This window comes from Aliicoccus persicus (genome assembly GCF_900110815.1).
In the GTDB taxonomy this organism is placed as follows: Bacteria; Bacillota; Bacilli; order Staphylococcales; family Salinicoccaceae; genus Aliicoccus; species Aliicoccus persicus.
The window spans coordinates 313984-330620 of record NZ_FOIT01000001.1 but is presented as its reverse complement, the minus strand read 5'-3'; the positions used below and the strand labels follow the sequence as shown (position 1 = coordinate 330620).

Below are 16637 nucleotides of genomic sequence, written 5' to 3'. Positions count from 1 at the left end.
TAAATTGGTGGGAGAGCCATGTACACAATTAACATAATGAAAGCCGATTATGAAGGCTGGTGGTTATTCGATGATTGGCAAGAGCAAGTCATTGTCATTTATGAATTCTCAAATATCGATGAAATGCTTGAATTTTATCAACGATTAACACAACAAATGCATACGCATTTCTCGAGCTATCAAATAGGGAAATACAATATGATGACATTTTATAACTGTTGTGACGTTAGATACTGTGATGATTGTGATGATGATGTGCAAATGTATGTCAGTCCAGTCATGATGTATGGCAATGAGACGATAACAGATGAAACTTACTACAAAACTGAAAATTTAATTAATTTTTAATAAACATTGCATATTATACTTTCTTGATGTATAATACTAAATAGCAATAGACATTTTTGTATCACCAGCTTTACCGTCATACTGTATTGTATTACAAAAGGCTATGTGTGAAGTGTTTATTGAATATAGTCTTTGGAGGATTTTAACATGAAACAAGGTATCGTAAAATGGTTTAACGCAGAAAAAGGATTTGGATTTATCGAAATCGAAGGCGAGAATGACGTATTCGTTCACTTCTCAGCAATCAACCAAGATGGTTACAAATCACTTGACGAAGGTCAAGAAGTTGAATTTGAAGTAGTTGAAGGCGACCGCGGTCCACAGGCTGCTAACGTTTCTAAAATATAATTTTTAAGTATTCAACAAACAATTAGACACCTTACATTTGTAAGGTGTTTTATATTGTGCATAAAAAACGTCTTGGAATCTAAATAGATTCCAAGACCTTTTTATTTTTCTACACGTGTGAGAACTGTGCGTCATATAATGCTCTGTAATGACCATCTTTTTTCTCTAACAACGCTTCGTGTGTACCAACTTCTGTAATGCCTTGTTTCGTCACAACCATGATACGATCTGCATTTTTGATTGTTGCTAATCTATGCGCAATCACTAACGTCGTACGACCGACAGATAGTCGATTTAATGAAGTTTGGATAAATCGCTCTGTTTCAGTATCAAGTGCACTTGTCGCTTCATCAAGGATAAGAATCGGTGGGTTCTTCAAGAACATGCGCGCAATCGCAACACGTTGTTTCTGACCACCCGATAATTTCACACCGCGTTCACCAACAATCGTATCCAACTTTTTAGGGTAATTTTCTACTAACTCGCTGAGTTGGGCTTTATCTAGCGCTTCATAAATTTCCTCATCCGTTGCATCCGGTTTCCCATATGCAACATTCTCACGCAGCGTACCCGCAAATAAGAATACATCCTGTTGAACGATACCAATATTTTCACGTAAACTTTTCAAAGTGACATCTTTAATATCCATACCATCAATTGTGATACGACCGTTCTTCACGTCATAAAATCTAGGGAGTAGGGCACTGATTGTCGTTTTACCGGCACCACTTGGTCCAACAAATGCGATCGTCTCACCTGGATTGATATCAAACGATATGTTATTCAGAACGATCTTATCTTCATAACCAAACGTCACATTCTCATATTTGATTTCACCTTTAACATTCGTTAGTGGTCTGGCATCATCTCTCTCCTGAACTTCAGGGACCTCTCTAATTGTTTCTAAGAAATGCTTAAAACCTGCGATACCATTCGGATAAAGTTCAATGACCGCATTGATTTTCTCAAGTGGTTTAAATAATATATTTGAAATTAAAATAAATGCAGCAAACTCACCGTAAGTTAAATCACCAATCGTGACATAATATGCACCTGCTATTAAGATGAATACTGTCACAAGTCTCATTAACATATATGTACTCGAGTTGTTGAATGACATAATTTTATATGCCTTTAACTTCGTACGTCTGAACGCTTCGTTAATTTCTTTAAAGCTTTTCATTTCACGCGCTTCAGCTGCGAACGCTTGAACTAATCGTATGCCACCGATCTTATCTTCAATCATGTGGTTAAAATCAGAAACACGTCCAAACAACTCTCTAAAAGCAACGGTCATTCGTTTGTTAAAGTAAATTGCAATTGCTAAGATCAACGGCACAATAACAAATGAAATGATCGCAAGCTCAGGATGAATCCAGTACATAATACCAAATGCGCCTAGAAGCGTCATAATGGCTATAAATAAATCTTCTGGGCCGTGGTGCGCCATTTCACCTATATTCATTAAATCGTTCGTTAAACGTGTTAAAAGCTTTCCTGTTTTCGTGTTGTCAAAAAAGCTGTAAGACATCTTTTGAATATGACCATATAAATCACTTCTTATGTCTCTCTCAATATTGGTCCCTAACATATGCCCCCAATAAGTGACGACAAACTGAAGTATTGTATTAATCAGGTAAATCACAAGTAAACCGATTGCAGCAAGTATAATCCACTGCCAATTTCCAGTCGGTAAAAGATTATCAATAAAGGCACTGACTATGACTGGAAATGACAATTCTAAAAGACCGACAAGCACTGCGCTAACGAAGTCAATCGTAAACAGCCCTTTATACGGTCTATAATATGAAAAGAACTTTTTCAATTGTCCAACCCCTTTTTACATAATATTTTCTATTATACTATTTATTGAAAAGAAATTTCGAAAATATCACTCGGATTACACGGTTGACCAACATAAATTTTTCCAGTTTTCTTCGTTAAATTTTGTATGATACTAAATACCGTAATACCTTCAACTGTACCATCATCGTTTTGGATATGACGACAGATCGACATTGGTGAATTTTCATGGTCCGATAACCATGAATGGATCACATCTTCATCGATCAATTTATCATTTTCAATTGCATCATTCATTAACTGTTTAATACGATCAAGTCTTAAATAAGAATTGTCATTTTCAAGTGGCGTCAATTTAACATTCTTTTTAATTTCTTCACTATTAAAGTGATTCGTGTGGCACAATGCACCTGCATCAACAAACCCTTTACTCGTTACAAGATTTGGTGTGATTTCATTATTGATGAGTCTCTTTGTCTCTCCGTTATCTTGCGCCATGATGAAGTTACCTGCAGCAGAAACTTTTTCATCGCGAACGAGTGCATGTGCTTCATCAATATCTGTACAATTCAATATTTCTCTAAGCGCCAAATGAATAGGTAGACCTTCCTTATAATCTTGGATCATAAGTGCATTGAGTCCAATACCTAAGCCATGGCTGTTACTTCCGACCTTGGCTAAAATTCCCGCTTCTGTCACAGTGCGAATCGAATGATTCTTTCCTTCAATCTCAGCAAAGATTAAGCTTCCAGTTTGATCGCTCATCCAATCCCAGTTTTGTGCAATATATAAATCATTATCGTTGCCCTTACTATAGCTAAGAGAAGTACAGCCATCTTTAGAAGAGGTGAGGGCAATCTCACTCCGTGCATTCAGTGTTAAGATGTCATAAAAATCAACACCAGCACCTTTCGCGACACCTTCCATTTCTTCAAGTAAATGAGGAAAGTTTTTTTCTAAATAATTCATGAAAAACTTTCCTTTCTCGACAGCTTCTTTCCATGTAAAACCGTTGTTTTCCCTAAATAATCGTTCATATGAATTCAGACTGAGATGCACTTTATCTTTTGCAGAACTTCCATGCTGATATCCAATTTCACTCGGTGTTCCACTTAATGTAATCCGCTTCATCGTATCTCTCCTTCATTGTCTCTACGAATATTTATATCACAGTTCAATTTTATATACAAAGTTGTAAGTATATTGTTTAATCGTTTTTACAAAAGTAATCATGCTGTAATTTTATGTCATGAATATAGTTTATTTTTAATGTATAAAATGCCACATAATTATTGAAATCGTTTTCAGATATAGATATACTCGACTCATCACTATATGGAGGTATTACATAATGAAATTAAGTAAGCACCTAAAAACGTTAGCTTTAGCATCCGCTAGTTTAGTTTTGGTTTCGACTTTAAATCACGAAGATGTAAATGCACAAGAAGATGGTAGTTTGGTAATCGGATTATCGAGTGATATTTCATCGCTTGATCCACATCGTTCGAATGACGTTTATTCTTCACAAGTCAGATCACAAATATATGAGAGATTAATTGGTCATGATTTAGACATGAATCTCGTACCAATGCTTGCAACAGAATGGGAACAGGTAGATGATGTCACTTGGAATTTCAAACTTGAAGAGGGCGTAATGTTCCATGAAGGATCAGAATTGACATCAGAAGATGTTCAAGCGACTTTTGAACGTGTAAAGGATGAAGCAGTCGCTGCCGATGTTGCATTCCTATTTGAAATGATAGACGAAGTTGAAATTATTGATGATTATGAGTTCAACATTATTACTGAGTATCCTTTCGCACCTTTACTGAACCACTTATCTCACGTAACGGGTGGGATTATGAGTAAAGAATTATTAGATGCTGACTATCAGTATGCCATTGATAATGCCGGATTAGATATTACAGTCGAAGAGTATTACGAGCTTCGTGAAGAGGGTGGCGATGAGTATCAAGAAATTGTAGATGAGATTGGTATTGATCTAAACACTGTAACGAATGAAAGTCCTGACGGTACAGGTCCACTTAAATTCGTAAGCCGTGCACCAGGTGATAATGTCGTACTTGAAAGAAATGAAGATTATCGTGTTGAAGATTTAGCTTTTGAAGAAGTGACATTCACAGTAAACACTGAATCTGGTTCACGTATGGCTGAACTACAGACAGGTACTGCGCATGTATTGCATGCATTATCACCATCATCTGTGACTCAAGTTGAAACGACAGATGGGATGGAACTTTTATCAGTGGATGGACTTGGACTTTCATATATGACATATGATATTCGTAAAGAACCATTTGACGATCCTAAAGTAAGACAAGCGATTGCATATGCAGTCGATAGAGAGAGTATCGCAACGCACATCTATGAAGATAATGCGTCACCAGCAATCAGCCCATTAGCACCACCTGTATGGGGACATAACCCAGATGTTGATACGATTCAATATGATCCAGAATATGCGGCTGAGTTACTGAGTGAAACAGATGTTGCAGATGGATTTACGACAAGTCTTTGGGTTACGGATAACCAACAAGTTGTAGAGATGGCAACATTGATTCAAGAAAATCTAGCTGAGATTGGTATTGAAGTGAATATTGAATTGATGGACTTTGGTACATTATGGCAACGTACGGGAGATGGTGAACATGAAATGATGATTGTCGGTTGGACAACGTCAACGGCCGATGCGGACTACGGTACGTATTCACTGCTTCACACAGATAACCAAGGTGCAGCGGGTAACAGAACATTCATCTCAGATCCAGAACTTGATGACTTACTCGAACGTGGTCGAGGGGAATCAGATGAAGATTTAAGATATGAGATTTACACAGAGGCACAAAATTACTTAGTTGAAATCGCACCGATGACAAATATTATTCATGCGAAGAGCATCATTGCTTACAATTCGGATTTTGTGACAGGAGTAGAACTCTTCCCGAGTGGCTATATCAATCTAATGAATATTGAATTTGTAGAATAGCATAAAGAAACGGCTTTGGAATCTTTTAGGAAAATTCCAAGGCCGTTTTTAATTTGGTTTTCGATTTAGAATGCAAGCTGCCAATTCAAACGATTATTTTCATCCGAATTGGCAGAAATAATCAAACGTTGCCAATTCAACCCTTATTATCCTTATGAATTGGCAGGGAAATTAAAAACCTGCCAGTTCAAGTCATTTTCTAGGCTTGAATTGGCAGGCTTAATTAAATTTCATATATTATTTCGAAAGTACACCTGTATCTTGTAGATATTCTTCGTATGTTAGTTCCTTAGATACACTGCCTGCAGGAGACAAATCAATCACACGGTTGGCAATCGTATTAACGAACTCAAAGTCATGTGATGTAAAGATAATTGATCCTTTGAATCGTTTCAATCCATCATTGACCGCTGTAATACTCTCTAAGTCCAAGTGGTTTGTCGGTTCATCAAACAACAATACGTTTGATTTCGTCAACATCATCTTACTCATCATTGCACGGACTTTTTCTCCACCGGATAAAACCGATGCTTTTTTCTTTGCTTCTTCACCACTGAATAGCATACGTCCTAAGAATCCTCTTAAGAATGTTTCCGTTTGCTCATCTTCTGGTGCATATTGTCTTAACCATTCAACAAGTGAAAGGTTAACACCTTCGAAGTATTTTGAATTATCTTTCGGGAAATATGCCTGAGATGTAGTTACACCCCAACGTACTTCACCCGCGTCTGGTTTAATTTCACCAGCAAGTATACGGAGTAGGGTCGTACGACCAATTTCAGTGCCACCAATTAACACGGCCTTGTCGTATGGATTTACAACAAAGCTCACATTATCCAATACTTTTTGACCATCGATTGAATGCGTTAATCCTATGACCTGTAGTAACTCATTCCCAATCTCACGCTCTGGTGTAAATCCAATGAACGGATATTTACGTGACGATGGGCGGATATCATCCAGTTCAATCTTATCGAGCATTTTCTTACGGCTCGTTGCTTGTTTTGACTTTGATGCGTTCGCACTAAATCGTGCAATGAAGTCTTTAAGTTCCTTCATTTTTTCTTCTTTTTTCTTGTTTTGTTCTTGCGCCATCGATAGGGCAAGTTGACTTGATTGGTACCAGAAATCATAGTTACCAACGTATAATTGGATTTTCCCAAAGTCTAAGTCTGCAATATGTGTACATACGTTATTTAAAAAGTGTCTGTCGTGGCTGACAACAATAACTGTATTTTCAAAATCAATTAAGAAGTCTTCTAACCATTGAATCGCTTCTATATCTAGACCGTTCGTCGGCTCATCGAGTAATAACACATCAGGAGATCCAAACAAACTTTGTGCAAGTAACACTTTTACTTTTTGGTTGTTTTCAAGCTCACTCATGTTTTTATCGACTAAATCACTCTCAATACCTAAACCATGTAGTAAACTCTCCGCATCACTTTCAGCAGTCCAGCCACCCATTTCTCCATATTCTGCTTCAAGTTCAGCAGCACGAATGCCATCCTCATCAGAGAAATCTGGTTTCATATAAATCTCGTCTTTTTCTTTAGAGATTCTCCATAAATCTTCGTGACCCATCATCACAACATCGAGTACACGATGATCTTCATATCCGAAGTGATCCTGTTTTAATACAGCTAATCTCTCATCTGCACCCATAGATACATGGCCAGTCTGAGCGTCGAGATCACCTGACAAAATCTTTAAAAACGTTGATTTTCCTGCACCATTCGCCCCAATTAAACCGTAGCAGTTACCTGGTGTAAATTTAATGTTTACATCTTCAAATAATTTACGATCTCCAAATCTCAAACTTACATCTGTTACTTGTAACATTTAAACATTCTCCTAATCAAGTATTCTTAAAGAATATACCATATTTGTGGTAACATTAATATATATTGAGCATAGGGGATTCATATGGATACTCAAATTTTAAAATTCAAAGAACAGCTAGAAAACAGTAAGAAAATCGTCTTTTTAACAGGTGCCGGTATATCTGTGGCAAGTGGTATTCCAGACTTTCGTAGTATGGGCGGATTATTTGATGAAATAACTAAAGATGGATACTCTCCAGAGTACTTATTATCACACCAACATCTGGTTGATGATAAGGAAAGCTTTGCGAATTTTTATCAGAAGCGATTGTTACTAGCAAATAAAAAACCGAATGTCGCTCATACATTCATAGCTGAACTTGAACAATCAGGACAATCACTCGGTGTCGTCACTCAAAATATTGATGGCTTACATCGTGATGCAGGAAGTAATCATGTCGATGAATTACATGGCAGCTTAAACGATTACTATTGTATTGGTTGTAAGGCACAATACACAAAACGAAGAATTTTAGATGAGAAATTAAAGTATTGTACGAAATGTAATGATGTTTTGAGACCAGACATCGTACTTTATGGTGAAATGTTAGATGAGTTGACCGTATTATCTGCAGTCAATAAAATTTCAAGTGCAGATATGCTCATCGTCATCGGTTCATCACTCGTTGTACATCCAGCTGCATCCTTCATTGAATACTTTAATGATGATCACTTAATAATAATAAATAAAGATAAAACACCATATGATGAGCAAGCAAGTATTGTATTCAATACAGATGTTGTTGAAATTATAGAAAAAATAAACGAACTGAAAGAGAGTTAATATATGGAAAGATTATCAGGTAAGACACAATTTTTAACAGTTGAAAAAATAGAAGGGTCAACTTACTACTTAAAGTCTGATGAAGGTGAAACAATCAGAATGAATCGTTCGGTGTTAGACCGTGAAGTAGAAGTTGGTGAAGAATTAGTTGTATTTATATACCCAAATACACGTGGTGAATTATTTGCGACACCAGTCATTCCAGACGTAACAGTCGATAAGTTTGGCTATGCTGAAGTATCAGAGGTAAATCGTGACGGTGCTTATCTCAACATCGGCGCACCAAGAGATATTCTAATCCCATGGGTAGATTTACCAAAACTAAAGGAAGTTTGGCCACAATCTGGAGATAAGGTGTATGTAAAACTGCGCAGAGAAGGGGATAACCAACTGTTTGGTAAACTTGTACAAGAATCAGAAGTTGCTGAAAAGTTTACAAAAGTTGACGAAAAGTTGTATGAAGAACTTAATAATAAATGGTTAGAAGGGCGACCGTATAGACTGCTTAAAGTCGGCACATTTTTACTTACTGAAGAGGGCTATAAAGTATTCATTCATGAAAGCGAACGTCAGACAGAACCAAGGCTTGGAGAAAAAGTTAAGTTTAGAGTAATCGGTATGAATGAACAGGGTGAGATTAACGGTTCATTTAGACAAAAAGCATACCGTGCACGAGATGAAGATTCAGAGAAAATACTGGATTATATTACCCGTAATGGCGGCACAATGCCACTCACAGACAAGTCATCACCAGACGACATTTCAGAAGCATTTAATATATCTAAAGGTGCATTTAAACGTGCAATGGGTAAATTGATGAAAGAGGGCGTTGTTGTACAAGAAGACGGGCAAACTGTATTGAAAGAGGATAATAGTAATGCATAAACACTTAAATATTGAAGCAAAACGTGGGATCGGTATATTTACTATGTTCAGGCGAGTAGAAGTCCATATTAATGATGAACATGTAGAGACAATTCCATTGTTCGGAAAAAAAGAAGTAGAAATACCACATCCAGGCAGTCGCATGCAAGCAAGATTCTTTTCTAGCAAGTCAAAAGTAGTTCCAGTAAATCCAGGAGATGTCGTGACGATTCGCGAGTCATTCATCTATATGTTGATTACAATCGTGTTCTTTGCGCTGCTTGTTATAGAGTTGGTCACACCAATCGATATTCCATTGGCACCGCTTTGGATCACACTTGGTGCTGCCGCGTTGATTGGTAACACATTTGCTGGATACAATTACGCCGTCAGTGTAAAACGCAATGAAAATAGTTTAGCAAGTGAGATGTATGCGAAGAAATAGGGTTTTTGTTTCAATGAGCTATGGTCATTGGCGTGTAAATTGGTTTGCGTGTCAGTGAGCGAGTTTCATTGGAACGCAGATCAATCTGAGAGTCAGTGAGCGAGTTTCATTGGAACGCAAATCAATCTGCGTGTCCATGAACTCATCTCATAGACACATAAACGGAGATACTTGAAATAGACAAACTAAAGCTGCCTTGCATTTTCCATTATGGTGTAGTATTTGAAGAAAAATGCAAAACAGCTATGTAAAAACCAAAAGTATATTTAATTTCCTTTACTGATAAATATTTTTTCTGTGTCCGATATTGAAAATAATAATTTTAATTTGTTTGTCATCAATATCTGCAAGGATTCTGTAGTTACCAACTCGATATTTCCAGTAATCTTTCAAATTTCCTTTGAGAGCTTTTCCATGTTGCTTAGGATCGTTTGTATTGATTAAGTTTTTTTCAATCCATGAAATAATAATTTTTTGTTGGTTAGAGTCTATTCTTTTTAAGCTTTTGATTGCTTTTTTCGTATAAATAACCTGGTATGCCATAAGTTAAAAACCTAACGTTTTTTTCATCTCTTCGTGTGTTTGTGTTTCCTCGGTCATGTTTTCCTCATACTCTTGGATTGCTTTCATGTCTAACTCGTCTTCCATTTTTGATTCCAAGGTTTGTTTGAAAAGAGTTGATAGGGGAATACCATGGAGTTTGGCATACTCATTATAAAGTTTTTCTTCTTCCTCGTTTAATCTTACCGTAACTAAATTCATATCAATCACTCCTTTTTCCATGTATTACATTGTAATACATTTTACCATGAAATGGTCAATATAAAAAGTAATCTGAATATAATATAGAAAACTCAGTTACATAGATATCCTTATTTATATTTTCTCATAACGAAAAATTGAACAATTGGCTGTAAAACCATAGCTACAGCTAATATAACGAGCAATAGCACATTAAATGTATCATTGATTAATCGATCAGCGAACACAGCAATGAATATTATAAATATCAAAGTAAAGTAACTAATCATTGAACTTTTTTCTATAATTTTCTTTCCTAACTCTTCATCCTGATAAATCCCATTTTTTTCATCTTCATTTCCCCATATGATAGAAGTTAAGAAAAACACCATAAATGTTGCAGGCATTATTATTTCCATAAAACCTAATTCATCACCTACGATCACCCTGTAAATTAAATTGATGATCGTTAATAGAGTTACCGTACCAAACATAAGAGCACCGTGTTTTCTTGTGAATCCCATAACTCACCGCTCCTTTTCTGAAATAAATAAATTGTCGACCTTAATGTCTAAAGTGTCTGCAATATCGAAGGCTAGCTGAAGACTCGGATCATATTTGTTGTTCTCAATTGCATTGATCGTTTGCCTGCTTACACCACAATACTCTGCTAACTTCCCTTGAGAAATGTTTTTCTTTTCCCTGTATTCCTTGATTTTATTTTGCATATGGCATCACCTTCATTTATTGTGTAAAAGATATTTTACAACTTAATCATAAAATATAACAAGACATCTGTCAAACATCTTTGACATATTTATAACTTCATTATTTATTATGACTAATACCTTTCAGACTAAGCGAAACAAAAAAACAGCACCGAATCCTTTAAAAATCAAAGATTCCAATGCTGTTCCTCAAACAACTATATTTTTCTATTTATTAATCTCTTCAGTCAGTTTTTCCAACTCATCAACTAGACTTCCGATGTATGCAATCGTATCTTTCAATGGTTGATCTGTACTTACATCAACACCTGCCATTTTAGCAAGTTCTAATGGAGACTTCGTACCACCGCTTTTTAATACGTTGATCCAATCATCAACAGCAGGTTGTCCTTCTTCTTGGATTCTCTTATTCATTGCAGTTGCAATTGTTAAACCTGCTGAATACGTATACGGATAAAGACCCATGTAGTAGTGTGGTTGACGCATCCAAGTTAACTCTGCACCTTCTGTAATCGTGACATCGTCACCCCAGAACTCTTCAATCACTTGACGTTTCAACTTGTTTAACACGCTCGCATTAATTGTTTCATAATTATCAACGAGTTTATAGACTTCACGTTGGTACGCAGCTTCTAATAAGTGTGTCACACAGTTGTGATAATACGTACGTGAAATAATTGAACTGATGACCCAGCGTTTGAACTTCGGATCGTCTGAGTTTTTAAGCAAATGGTTCGCAACGAGTAACTCATTAATCGTACTTGGTGCTTCTACGAAGTACATTGAGCTTCTCGTATCAAAGATGTTTTGATTCGCATTTGCATTAAAGAAGTGTCCTGCATGTCCTAATTCATGTGCAAGTACAAAAACTTCTTCCATTAATGAAGTCCATGAAATCAAAATATATGGATGTGCACCGTATGGTGATGAACAGAATGCACCTGTTGATTTACCTTTGTTTTGAACGAAGTCAATCCAACGCTCATCATATGCACGGTTTACAATTTCTAAATACTCAGGGCCTAAAATGCTCAATGCTTCTTTAATATAAGTTTTAGACTCTTCAACACTGATTTCAGGCTCACTGTCAGGATCTAAAGAAATCTTTAAGTCTTCATATTTCATTTCATCTAAATTATGTTCTGATTTAAGTAACTTCGCATAGCGTCTCATATGTGGTGCTAAGTCACTCATGATTAAATCAATCTGTCTGTTATAAAGATCCTCCGACACATCTTGGCGGTGGAGTAGGTAGTCAATCACTGAATTATGACCACGTAAATCTGCTTGAGTTTTTTCTTGTTTCAAATGAATATCATATGTACCAGCAGTCGTATGTTGATATTCTGCTAATTTATCGTAGAATCCTCTGAAGGCCGCACGACGTGTATCCACATCTTGATGTGCTTCTAGACCACCTTCAAATGCTAAATAAGATAAAGGAATTTCTTTACCATTAACAGTGATCGTCCCAAAATCGATATCTAATAGTTTTGTTTTATTGTAAAGACCATATGGACCGCCGAATACAGTACCGAATGAAGCGAGTGTTTTTTCAACTTTTGCATCAAGTGTATATGGTTTATTTCTTAATAGATCATCTAAAAAGTTTGTATATTCTGGTTTAACTTCTTTAATTGCTTTAATGTGCGCATCTTCTTGCTGTAGCAATTCACTTTCTAAAAATGTTGATTCACTTCTAAAACGATTTAAAACGTTAGAAACCTTACCTTGAAGACGTTGTGCGTCTTCATCCGTTTGGTCGCTGCTCATGCGTAATGAAGCATATGTACCGATAGGTACAGCAAGTTCTGATAATGTTCTGAAGTGATCGATTGCTTCAACAGCCGAGTTCACGTCATTTAATTTACCTGAATATGATGATTCAAAGTCAGCAAGCGTTTCTAAAAACTTAACGATGCCTTGTTCACAAGCTTCGTCTGATTCAAACAAACTAGATAAATCCCATGTTAATGATTGATCAACGTCTTTTCTAAGTGGTAGTTGTGCCATAAATAAATACATCTCCTTAAATTTCGTATTTCGTAATATTAATTATACATTATGAGTTATGAAATAAAAGAGAAAAAGGCTAAGTATTCAGAAAATAATACATTACTTCCTATAATATATATTATGTAAACTTTTATATAATTCAAACATAAATTATTTGAATGTATTGTTTCATTTTTAGCTCTACGATAATTTAATCAATCATTCACTTTAATAATGATATGATTAGCTTAAAGAAACTTAATAAGGAGTCATTATATGCAAATTATTATAGTACTCGCAATACTCATACTCATTATCATCCAGTTCGTGCTATTTATACAACTCACTTTCAATAAGAAACAACACTTATTAAAACCAATCGGCGTCGTGTTTGTCTTAATTGCTGTACTCATGCTGATCTTCATCAGCGCATTTTATTGGTAACTGTATTTCAATCTCTCTCATATAATAAATAATTTTATTAAAATCCTCACAATATTCACGTATTGCAATCAGTGCCGCATACAAAGCAACATAAATAATGTGTTTTGTTTTCAATTGTTAGTATCACTTTATAGTGTAATAATAAAAATGAGATCCGTTTTTAACGAATCTCATATAATTATACTATCTATTCTTAATTTTTTGTATTGTTTCATGTAATGTATTCATCGGTTTATTGAGTGGTTTGATAAAATCACCGACATACTCATTCACAACGGCGTTAAAGCCTTTCTTAAACTGCAGCACACCGTAATCTTCTGCATCTTCAGTGAAGACGCCTGTTATTCCATAGAAGTTATAGATCGGCAGATTATGCTCGAGCGTGTACTTAATCATTTCCCACTGCATTAAATAACTGCCGGCAAAGTGACGGTACTCATTCGCTGTACCACCTGAGAGATACACAACTTCATGATCATTCACAAAATAGAAACCGCTCGCCAGGTTTAATGTATCACCATGAGTTTCTTTCAGACGTAAGCCCTCTTCATAGTTCTCACGTTTATTTTTAACCTGCACTTCAAAGTTTTCAATTTTACGCTGAACTTTTTCAACATTTACATTATCTTTCTCAAGTTCCTTATGCGCCTTTGCAAGATCTGCTTCAAGTTTTTTAAGATCCTTTTCATTAACAGAGTTATATTCATCAAGTTCAATATAGACAAGCGGCACGAGCACTTTATCTTTATAATACTTTTTACGCTCATAGTAAAAAGTATCATCACGGTCAAAGAAGTCCTTCATCTCAGACGTCTGATTCATAAAGTCTCTGAAGATATTTAACTCATCAAGCTCCAGGAAACGCATGCGCATTCCGTTCTTCAGCGCTTTTTTAATATTGCGCTTACGCAAGCTGTCCATATCATTGAGGAGCGTTTTCTCATCTTTACCTTCAACATTCAGAACAGACAGCCAGCGAATCTGGTGTCTGATATCAAAGCCGGTCGGATATCCGGTATGGCTGTAGCCCATATCCTGAAACGTATTAAACAGGTGCGTCTGGTCTTTATCCTCAAGAATTTCACCGTCGTGATTCCATACATTCAAGACTTCGTAAGGATCCACGCGCAGGCTGACCACTTTGCGCGGCTTTAAAAATTTCTCGAGTTCTGCAAAGAAAAACTTAACCAAACCCTCATTTGAATAGTCCATCACCGGCCCTCTGTTTGTGTATGCATAACGCATCACACGCATGAGCGGCGATAAAGTGACGAGACACGATGCCAGCACCTCACCGCTGTCATTTTTTACACCGACCAGGTACGTTTCCTTACCCGTCTCAACCTTCATTTGATAGTTCTCCACCATCTGTGTAAAGTGACTTTTGTTCTCCGACGTGTGCTGTTTAAATTCATCAAGAGTAAGCTCTGTAAATCGCATATTCATTCTCCCTACTGCGTTCAATTTAATTATGCTTCCATATTATAATATATTTCCGCTCTATATTAAACACTAACCTATAAGAGCCGCAATTAATTTATCCTGTCTATTATATCAGAAGTTTGGCGAATTATTTTTGTTATTTTTCACTTTCGCACATTTAAAGTCTTTTTAAAAACTTTTAAAAAAGATATAATAAGAATACTAGTTAAGGAGTGATATAAATGAGTATGAATATTCTTAATGTTCCAATCACATCCATTTCAAATCTTAAGCGTTCTCCAATGGAGGCATTTGAAAAAGCAAATAAAGAGAACACTGGGGTATATGTGTTCAACCGTGAAAAAGTTGTTGGTGTTATGCTAACTCAAAAACAATATGAGTCTTTAAATAATGAAATAGAAGAACTCTATGATCAAATGGCAGATTTAGTAGCTGAAAAAAGAGTTTTGTACGGTAATGTTGAAACATTCACTGACGAAGAAGTTCGAGGTAAAATAGCAAACGAACCTCCTATCATTGATGAAGATGATGGCTGGGAATAAATGCTTTATAAAATTCAATGGACTAAAAATTCAAAGAAAGATTACGAGGACCTTGACGGTAGTCAAAGAATCTTTGTCGATAAAGCCCTGAATCGAATCAGAAAAAATGGCATGGAAGCTGGTCACCCGCTACGTGGAGATTTGAAGCAATGTAATAAATTAAAGCATAAAAAAATGGGGCTCCGCATAATTTTTAGAGAAGTTAAAGGTAGTCTCCAAGTGATTCAAATTGTAGTGATAGGAAAACGAGATAATGACGGGGTTTATAAGACGGCTAAAAAACGATTAGATGAATAAGTCGAGTCCTACATATTAACACTTTTTTAGTACTTGTATATAGGACTCTTTCTTTAGTAGATGAGCAGTTGGAGGAATTATTAGTCTTATCCACTTATTGTAAGGTCGATTCTAGGAATGCTTCAAACTTCTCTTCCTCTTCAATGTCAGGCATATGATTACTATACTCTAAAGTTTTTAAAGTTCCGTTCGGCATTAAGTCAGCTGCTTCTTGACTAAACACATGCGGACACTGCGCGTCGTGCCTACCACAATAGATATAAGCTCTCACCGGCGTATGTTTTAGCTCTTCTCTCACATCATAATCCTTCAACTCATCCGTAAAATAATCAATCTTCGACATCAATGTTCTGCCGTTTTCTTTTCGCGTCAACATGTCATAATAAGCATCTTTGTTATATAGAGACATCATAATCCACTCTTTTGATAAAGTGCGTCGTTCTTCACGCGTTGCTTCAGGCGCTCTTAACTGTTCAAATATCTCTAACATTCTTTTATTGTTCGGATTCTTCTTAGAATATATACTGTCCGGATGATTCATATATTCTCCGGTTGCGCACAATCCACCCGCAATAATTTTCGTTAGTGCTTCAGAATACATCACCGCATACTTTAACGCTAGAAAACCACCGGTTGAATGTCCTGCGAAAGCCCACTGTTTTATGTCGAGTCCTTCTCTTACTGCTTCAATGTCATGAATTGCATCATCCATGCTGTATGTATATTCTTCCGTTTGATCGTCAGATTTCCCTGCGCCCCGCAAATTAATAATGTAAACTTTATATAGTTTACTCAATTGCTGTGACATCAAATTTCCTAAGCTGTTAAATTCACTATATAAATGTGTGAATATGAGTGATTCGCCCTCACCTCTTGTGAATACTTCAAAAGTGCCTCTAGATGATTCCACGAGTTTAGTTTCGAACATAATGGACCTGCCTTTGTTATTTAGATTTTCTTGATGT

The 16637-nt window shown here is 36.1% G+C and carries 19 protein-coding genes; 9 read left to right on the top strand and 10 right to left on the bottom strand.

Annotation, left to right across the window (positions count from 1 at the left end; all coding sequences use genetic code 11):
* The first annotated feature begins 18 nt into the window (after positions 1 to 18).
* Positions 19 to 348, top strand: coding sequence for a DUF1033 family protein (locus BMW30_RS01495; protein ID WP_091473219.1), 330 nt, complete (start codon positions 19 to 21; stop codon positions 346 to 348).
* Positions 349 to 495: 147 nt separating this feature from the next.
* Positions 496 to 696, top strand: a complete 201-nt coding sequence (locus BMW30_RS01490) for a cold-shock protein (RefSeq protein ID WP_091473216.1) — start codon at positions 496 to 498, stop codon at positions 694 to 696.
* A 109-nt stretch (positions 697 to 805) separates the two neighbouring features.
* Here the strand turns inward: BMW30_RS01490 and BMW30_RS01485 are convergent, their stop codons facing one another.
* Both BMW30_RS01485 and BMW30_RS01480 read right to left on the bottom strand, forming a co-directional pair.
* Positions 806 to 2521 carry an ABC transporter ATP-binding protein gene (locus BMW30_RS01485; RefSeq protein WP_091473214.1) on the bottom strand — a complete coding sequence of 572 codons (1716 nt, stop codon included), beginning with the start codon at positions 2519 to 2521 and terminating at the stop codon, positions 806 to 808.
* A 41-nt stretch (positions 2522 to 2562) separates the two neighbouring features.
* A complete protein-coding gene (locus BMW30_RS01480; protein ID WP_091473212.1) occupies positions 2563 to 3630 on the bottom strand; it encodes a C45 family autoproteolytic acyltransferase/hydrolase in 1068 nt (355 codons plus the stop codon).
* Positions 3631 to 3850: 220 nt separating this feature from the next.
* Between BMW30_RS01480 and BMW30_RS01475 the strand changes: the two genes are divergently transcribed.
* On the top strand, positions 3851 to 5506 hold the full coding sequence (locus BMW30_RS01475; protein ID WP_091473209.1) for an ABC transporter substrate-binding protein: 1656 nt from the start codon (positions 3851 to 3853) through the stop codon (positions 5504 to 5506).
* A 237-nt stretch (positions 5507 to 5743) separates the two neighbouring features.
* On the opposite strand, the gene BMW30_RS01470 is transcribed toward BMW30_RS01475, so the two are convergent.
* The gene (locus BMW30_RS01470; protein ID WP_091473206.1) at positions 5744 to 7348 is read right to left on the bottom strand and encodes an ABC-F family ATP-binding cassette domain-containing protein; all 1605 of its coding nucleotides are present in this window, start codon (positions 7346 to 7348) and stop codon (positions 5744 to 5746) included.
* A gap of 84 nt (positions 7349 to 7432) precedes the next feature.
* On the opposite strand from BMW30_RS01470, the gene BMW30_RS01465 reads away from it, so the two are divergent.
* From BMW30_RS01465 to BMW30_RS01455, 3 genes are read left to right on the top strand one after another with little or no spacing between them, the layout of a single operon-like run.
* Positions 7433 to 8173, top strand: coding sequence for an NAD-dependent protein deacylase (locus BMW30_RS01465; protein WP_091473204.1), 741 nt, complete (start codon positions 7433 to 7435; stop codon positions 8171 to 8173).
* 3 nt (positions 8174 to 8176) lie between these two features.
* Positions 8177 to 9058, top strand: coding sequence for a CvfB family protein (locus tag BMW30_RS01460; RefSeq protein ID WP_091473200.1), 882 nt, complete (start codon positions 8177 to 8179; stop codon positions 9056 to 9058).
* Positions 9051 to 9482 carry a hypothetical protein gene (locus tag BMW30_RS01455; RefSeq protein WP_091473198.1) on the top strand — a complete coding sequence of 144 codons (432 nt, stop codon included), beginning with the start codon at positions 9051 to 9053 and terminating at the stop codon, positions 9480 to 9482. The genes BMW30_RS01460 and BMW30_RS01455 overlap by 8 nt, the downstream gene beginning before the upstream one ends.
* 276 nt (positions 9483 to 9758) lie before the next feature.
* On the opposite strand, the gene BMW30_RS01450 is transcribed toward BMW30_RS01455, so the two are convergent.
* The 5 genes from BMW30_RS01450 to pepF all read right to left on the bottom strand — a co-directional run bounded on the left by BMW30_RS01450 (position 9759) and on the right by pepF (position 12964).
* On the bottom strand, positions 9759 to 10025 hold the full coding sequence (locus tag BMW30_RS01450) for a type II toxin-antitoxin system RelE family toxin (RefSeq protein ID WP_091473195.1): 267 nt from the start codon (positions 10023 to 10025) through the stop codon (positions 9759 to 9761).
* Between the two features lie 3 nt (positions 10026 to 10028).
* Entirely contained in the window at positions 10029 to 10244 is a 216-nt protein-coding gene (relB, locus tag BMW30_RS01445; protein ID WP_091473192.1) for a type II toxin-antitoxin system RelB family antitoxin, read from the bottom strand.
* A gap of 110 nt (positions 10245 to 10354) precedes the next feature.
* On the bottom strand, positions 10355 to 10747 hold the full coding sequence (locus BMW30_RS01440; protein WP_091473190.1) for a hypothetical protein: 393 nt from the start codon (positions 10745 to 10747) through the stop codon (positions 10355 to 10357).
* A 3-nt stretch (positions 10748 to 10750) separates the two neighbouring features.
* Positions 10751 to 10951, bottom strand: coding sequence for a helix-turn-helix transcriptional regulator (locus tag BMW30_RS01435; protein WP_091473188.1), 201 nt, complete (start codon positions 10949 to 10951; stop codon positions 10751 to 10753).
* Between the two features lie 207 nt (positions 10952 to 11158).
* On the bottom strand, positions 11159 to 12964 hold the full coding sequence (pepF, locus tag BMW30_RS01430; RefSeq protein WP_091473185.1) for an oligoendopeptidase F: 1806 nt from the start codon (positions 12962 to 12964) through the stop codon (positions 11159 to 11161).
* 258 nt (positions 12965 to 13222) lie between these two features.
* Here pepF and BMW30_RS10480 point away from each other — a divergent pair, with 258 nt between their 5' ends.
* Positions 13223 to 13390, top strand: coding sequence for a hypothetical protein (locus tag BMW30_RS10480; RefSeq protein ID WP_180366171.1), 168 nt, complete (start codon positions 13223 to 13225; stop codon positions 13388 to 13390).
* 183 nt (positions 13391 to 13573) lie between these two features.
* Here BMW30_RS10480 and BMW30_RS01425 read toward each other — a convergent pair whose 3' ends face one another.
* Positions 13574 to 14830, bottom strand: coding sequence for an aminoacyltransferase (locus tag BMW30_RS01425; protein ID WP_091473183.1), 1257 nt, complete (start codon positions 14828 to 14830; stop codon positions 13574 to 13576).
* A gap of 224 nt (positions 14831 to 15054) precedes the next feature.
* On the opposite strand from BMW30_RS01425, the gene BMW30_RS01420 reads away from it, so the two are divergent.
* Together BMW30_RS01420 and BMW30_RS01415 are read left to right on the top strand one after the other, a co-directional pair.
* Positions 15055 to 15375 (top strand): hypothetical protein, encoded by a 321-nt coding sequence (locus tag BMW30_RS01420; RefSeq protein WP_091473180.1) that lies wholly within the window; start codon positions 15055 to 15057, stop codon positions 15373 to 15375.
* Entirely contained in the window at positions 15376 to 15672 is a 297-nt protein-coding gene (locus tag BMW30_RS01415; protein WP_091473177.1) for a type II toxin-antitoxin system RelE family toxin, read from the top strand.
* Positions 15673 to 15766: 94 nt separating this feature from the next.
* Here the strand turns inward: BMW30_RS01415 and BMW30_RS01410 are convergent, their stop codons facing one another.
* Complete coding sequence (locus tag BMW30_RS01410; RefSeq protein ID WP_091473174.1) at positions 15767 to 16600, bottom strand: alpha/beta fold hydrolase; 834 nt, start codon at positions 16598 to 16600, stop codon at positions 15767 to 15769.
* Positions 16601 to 16637 lie beyond the last annotated feature (37 nt).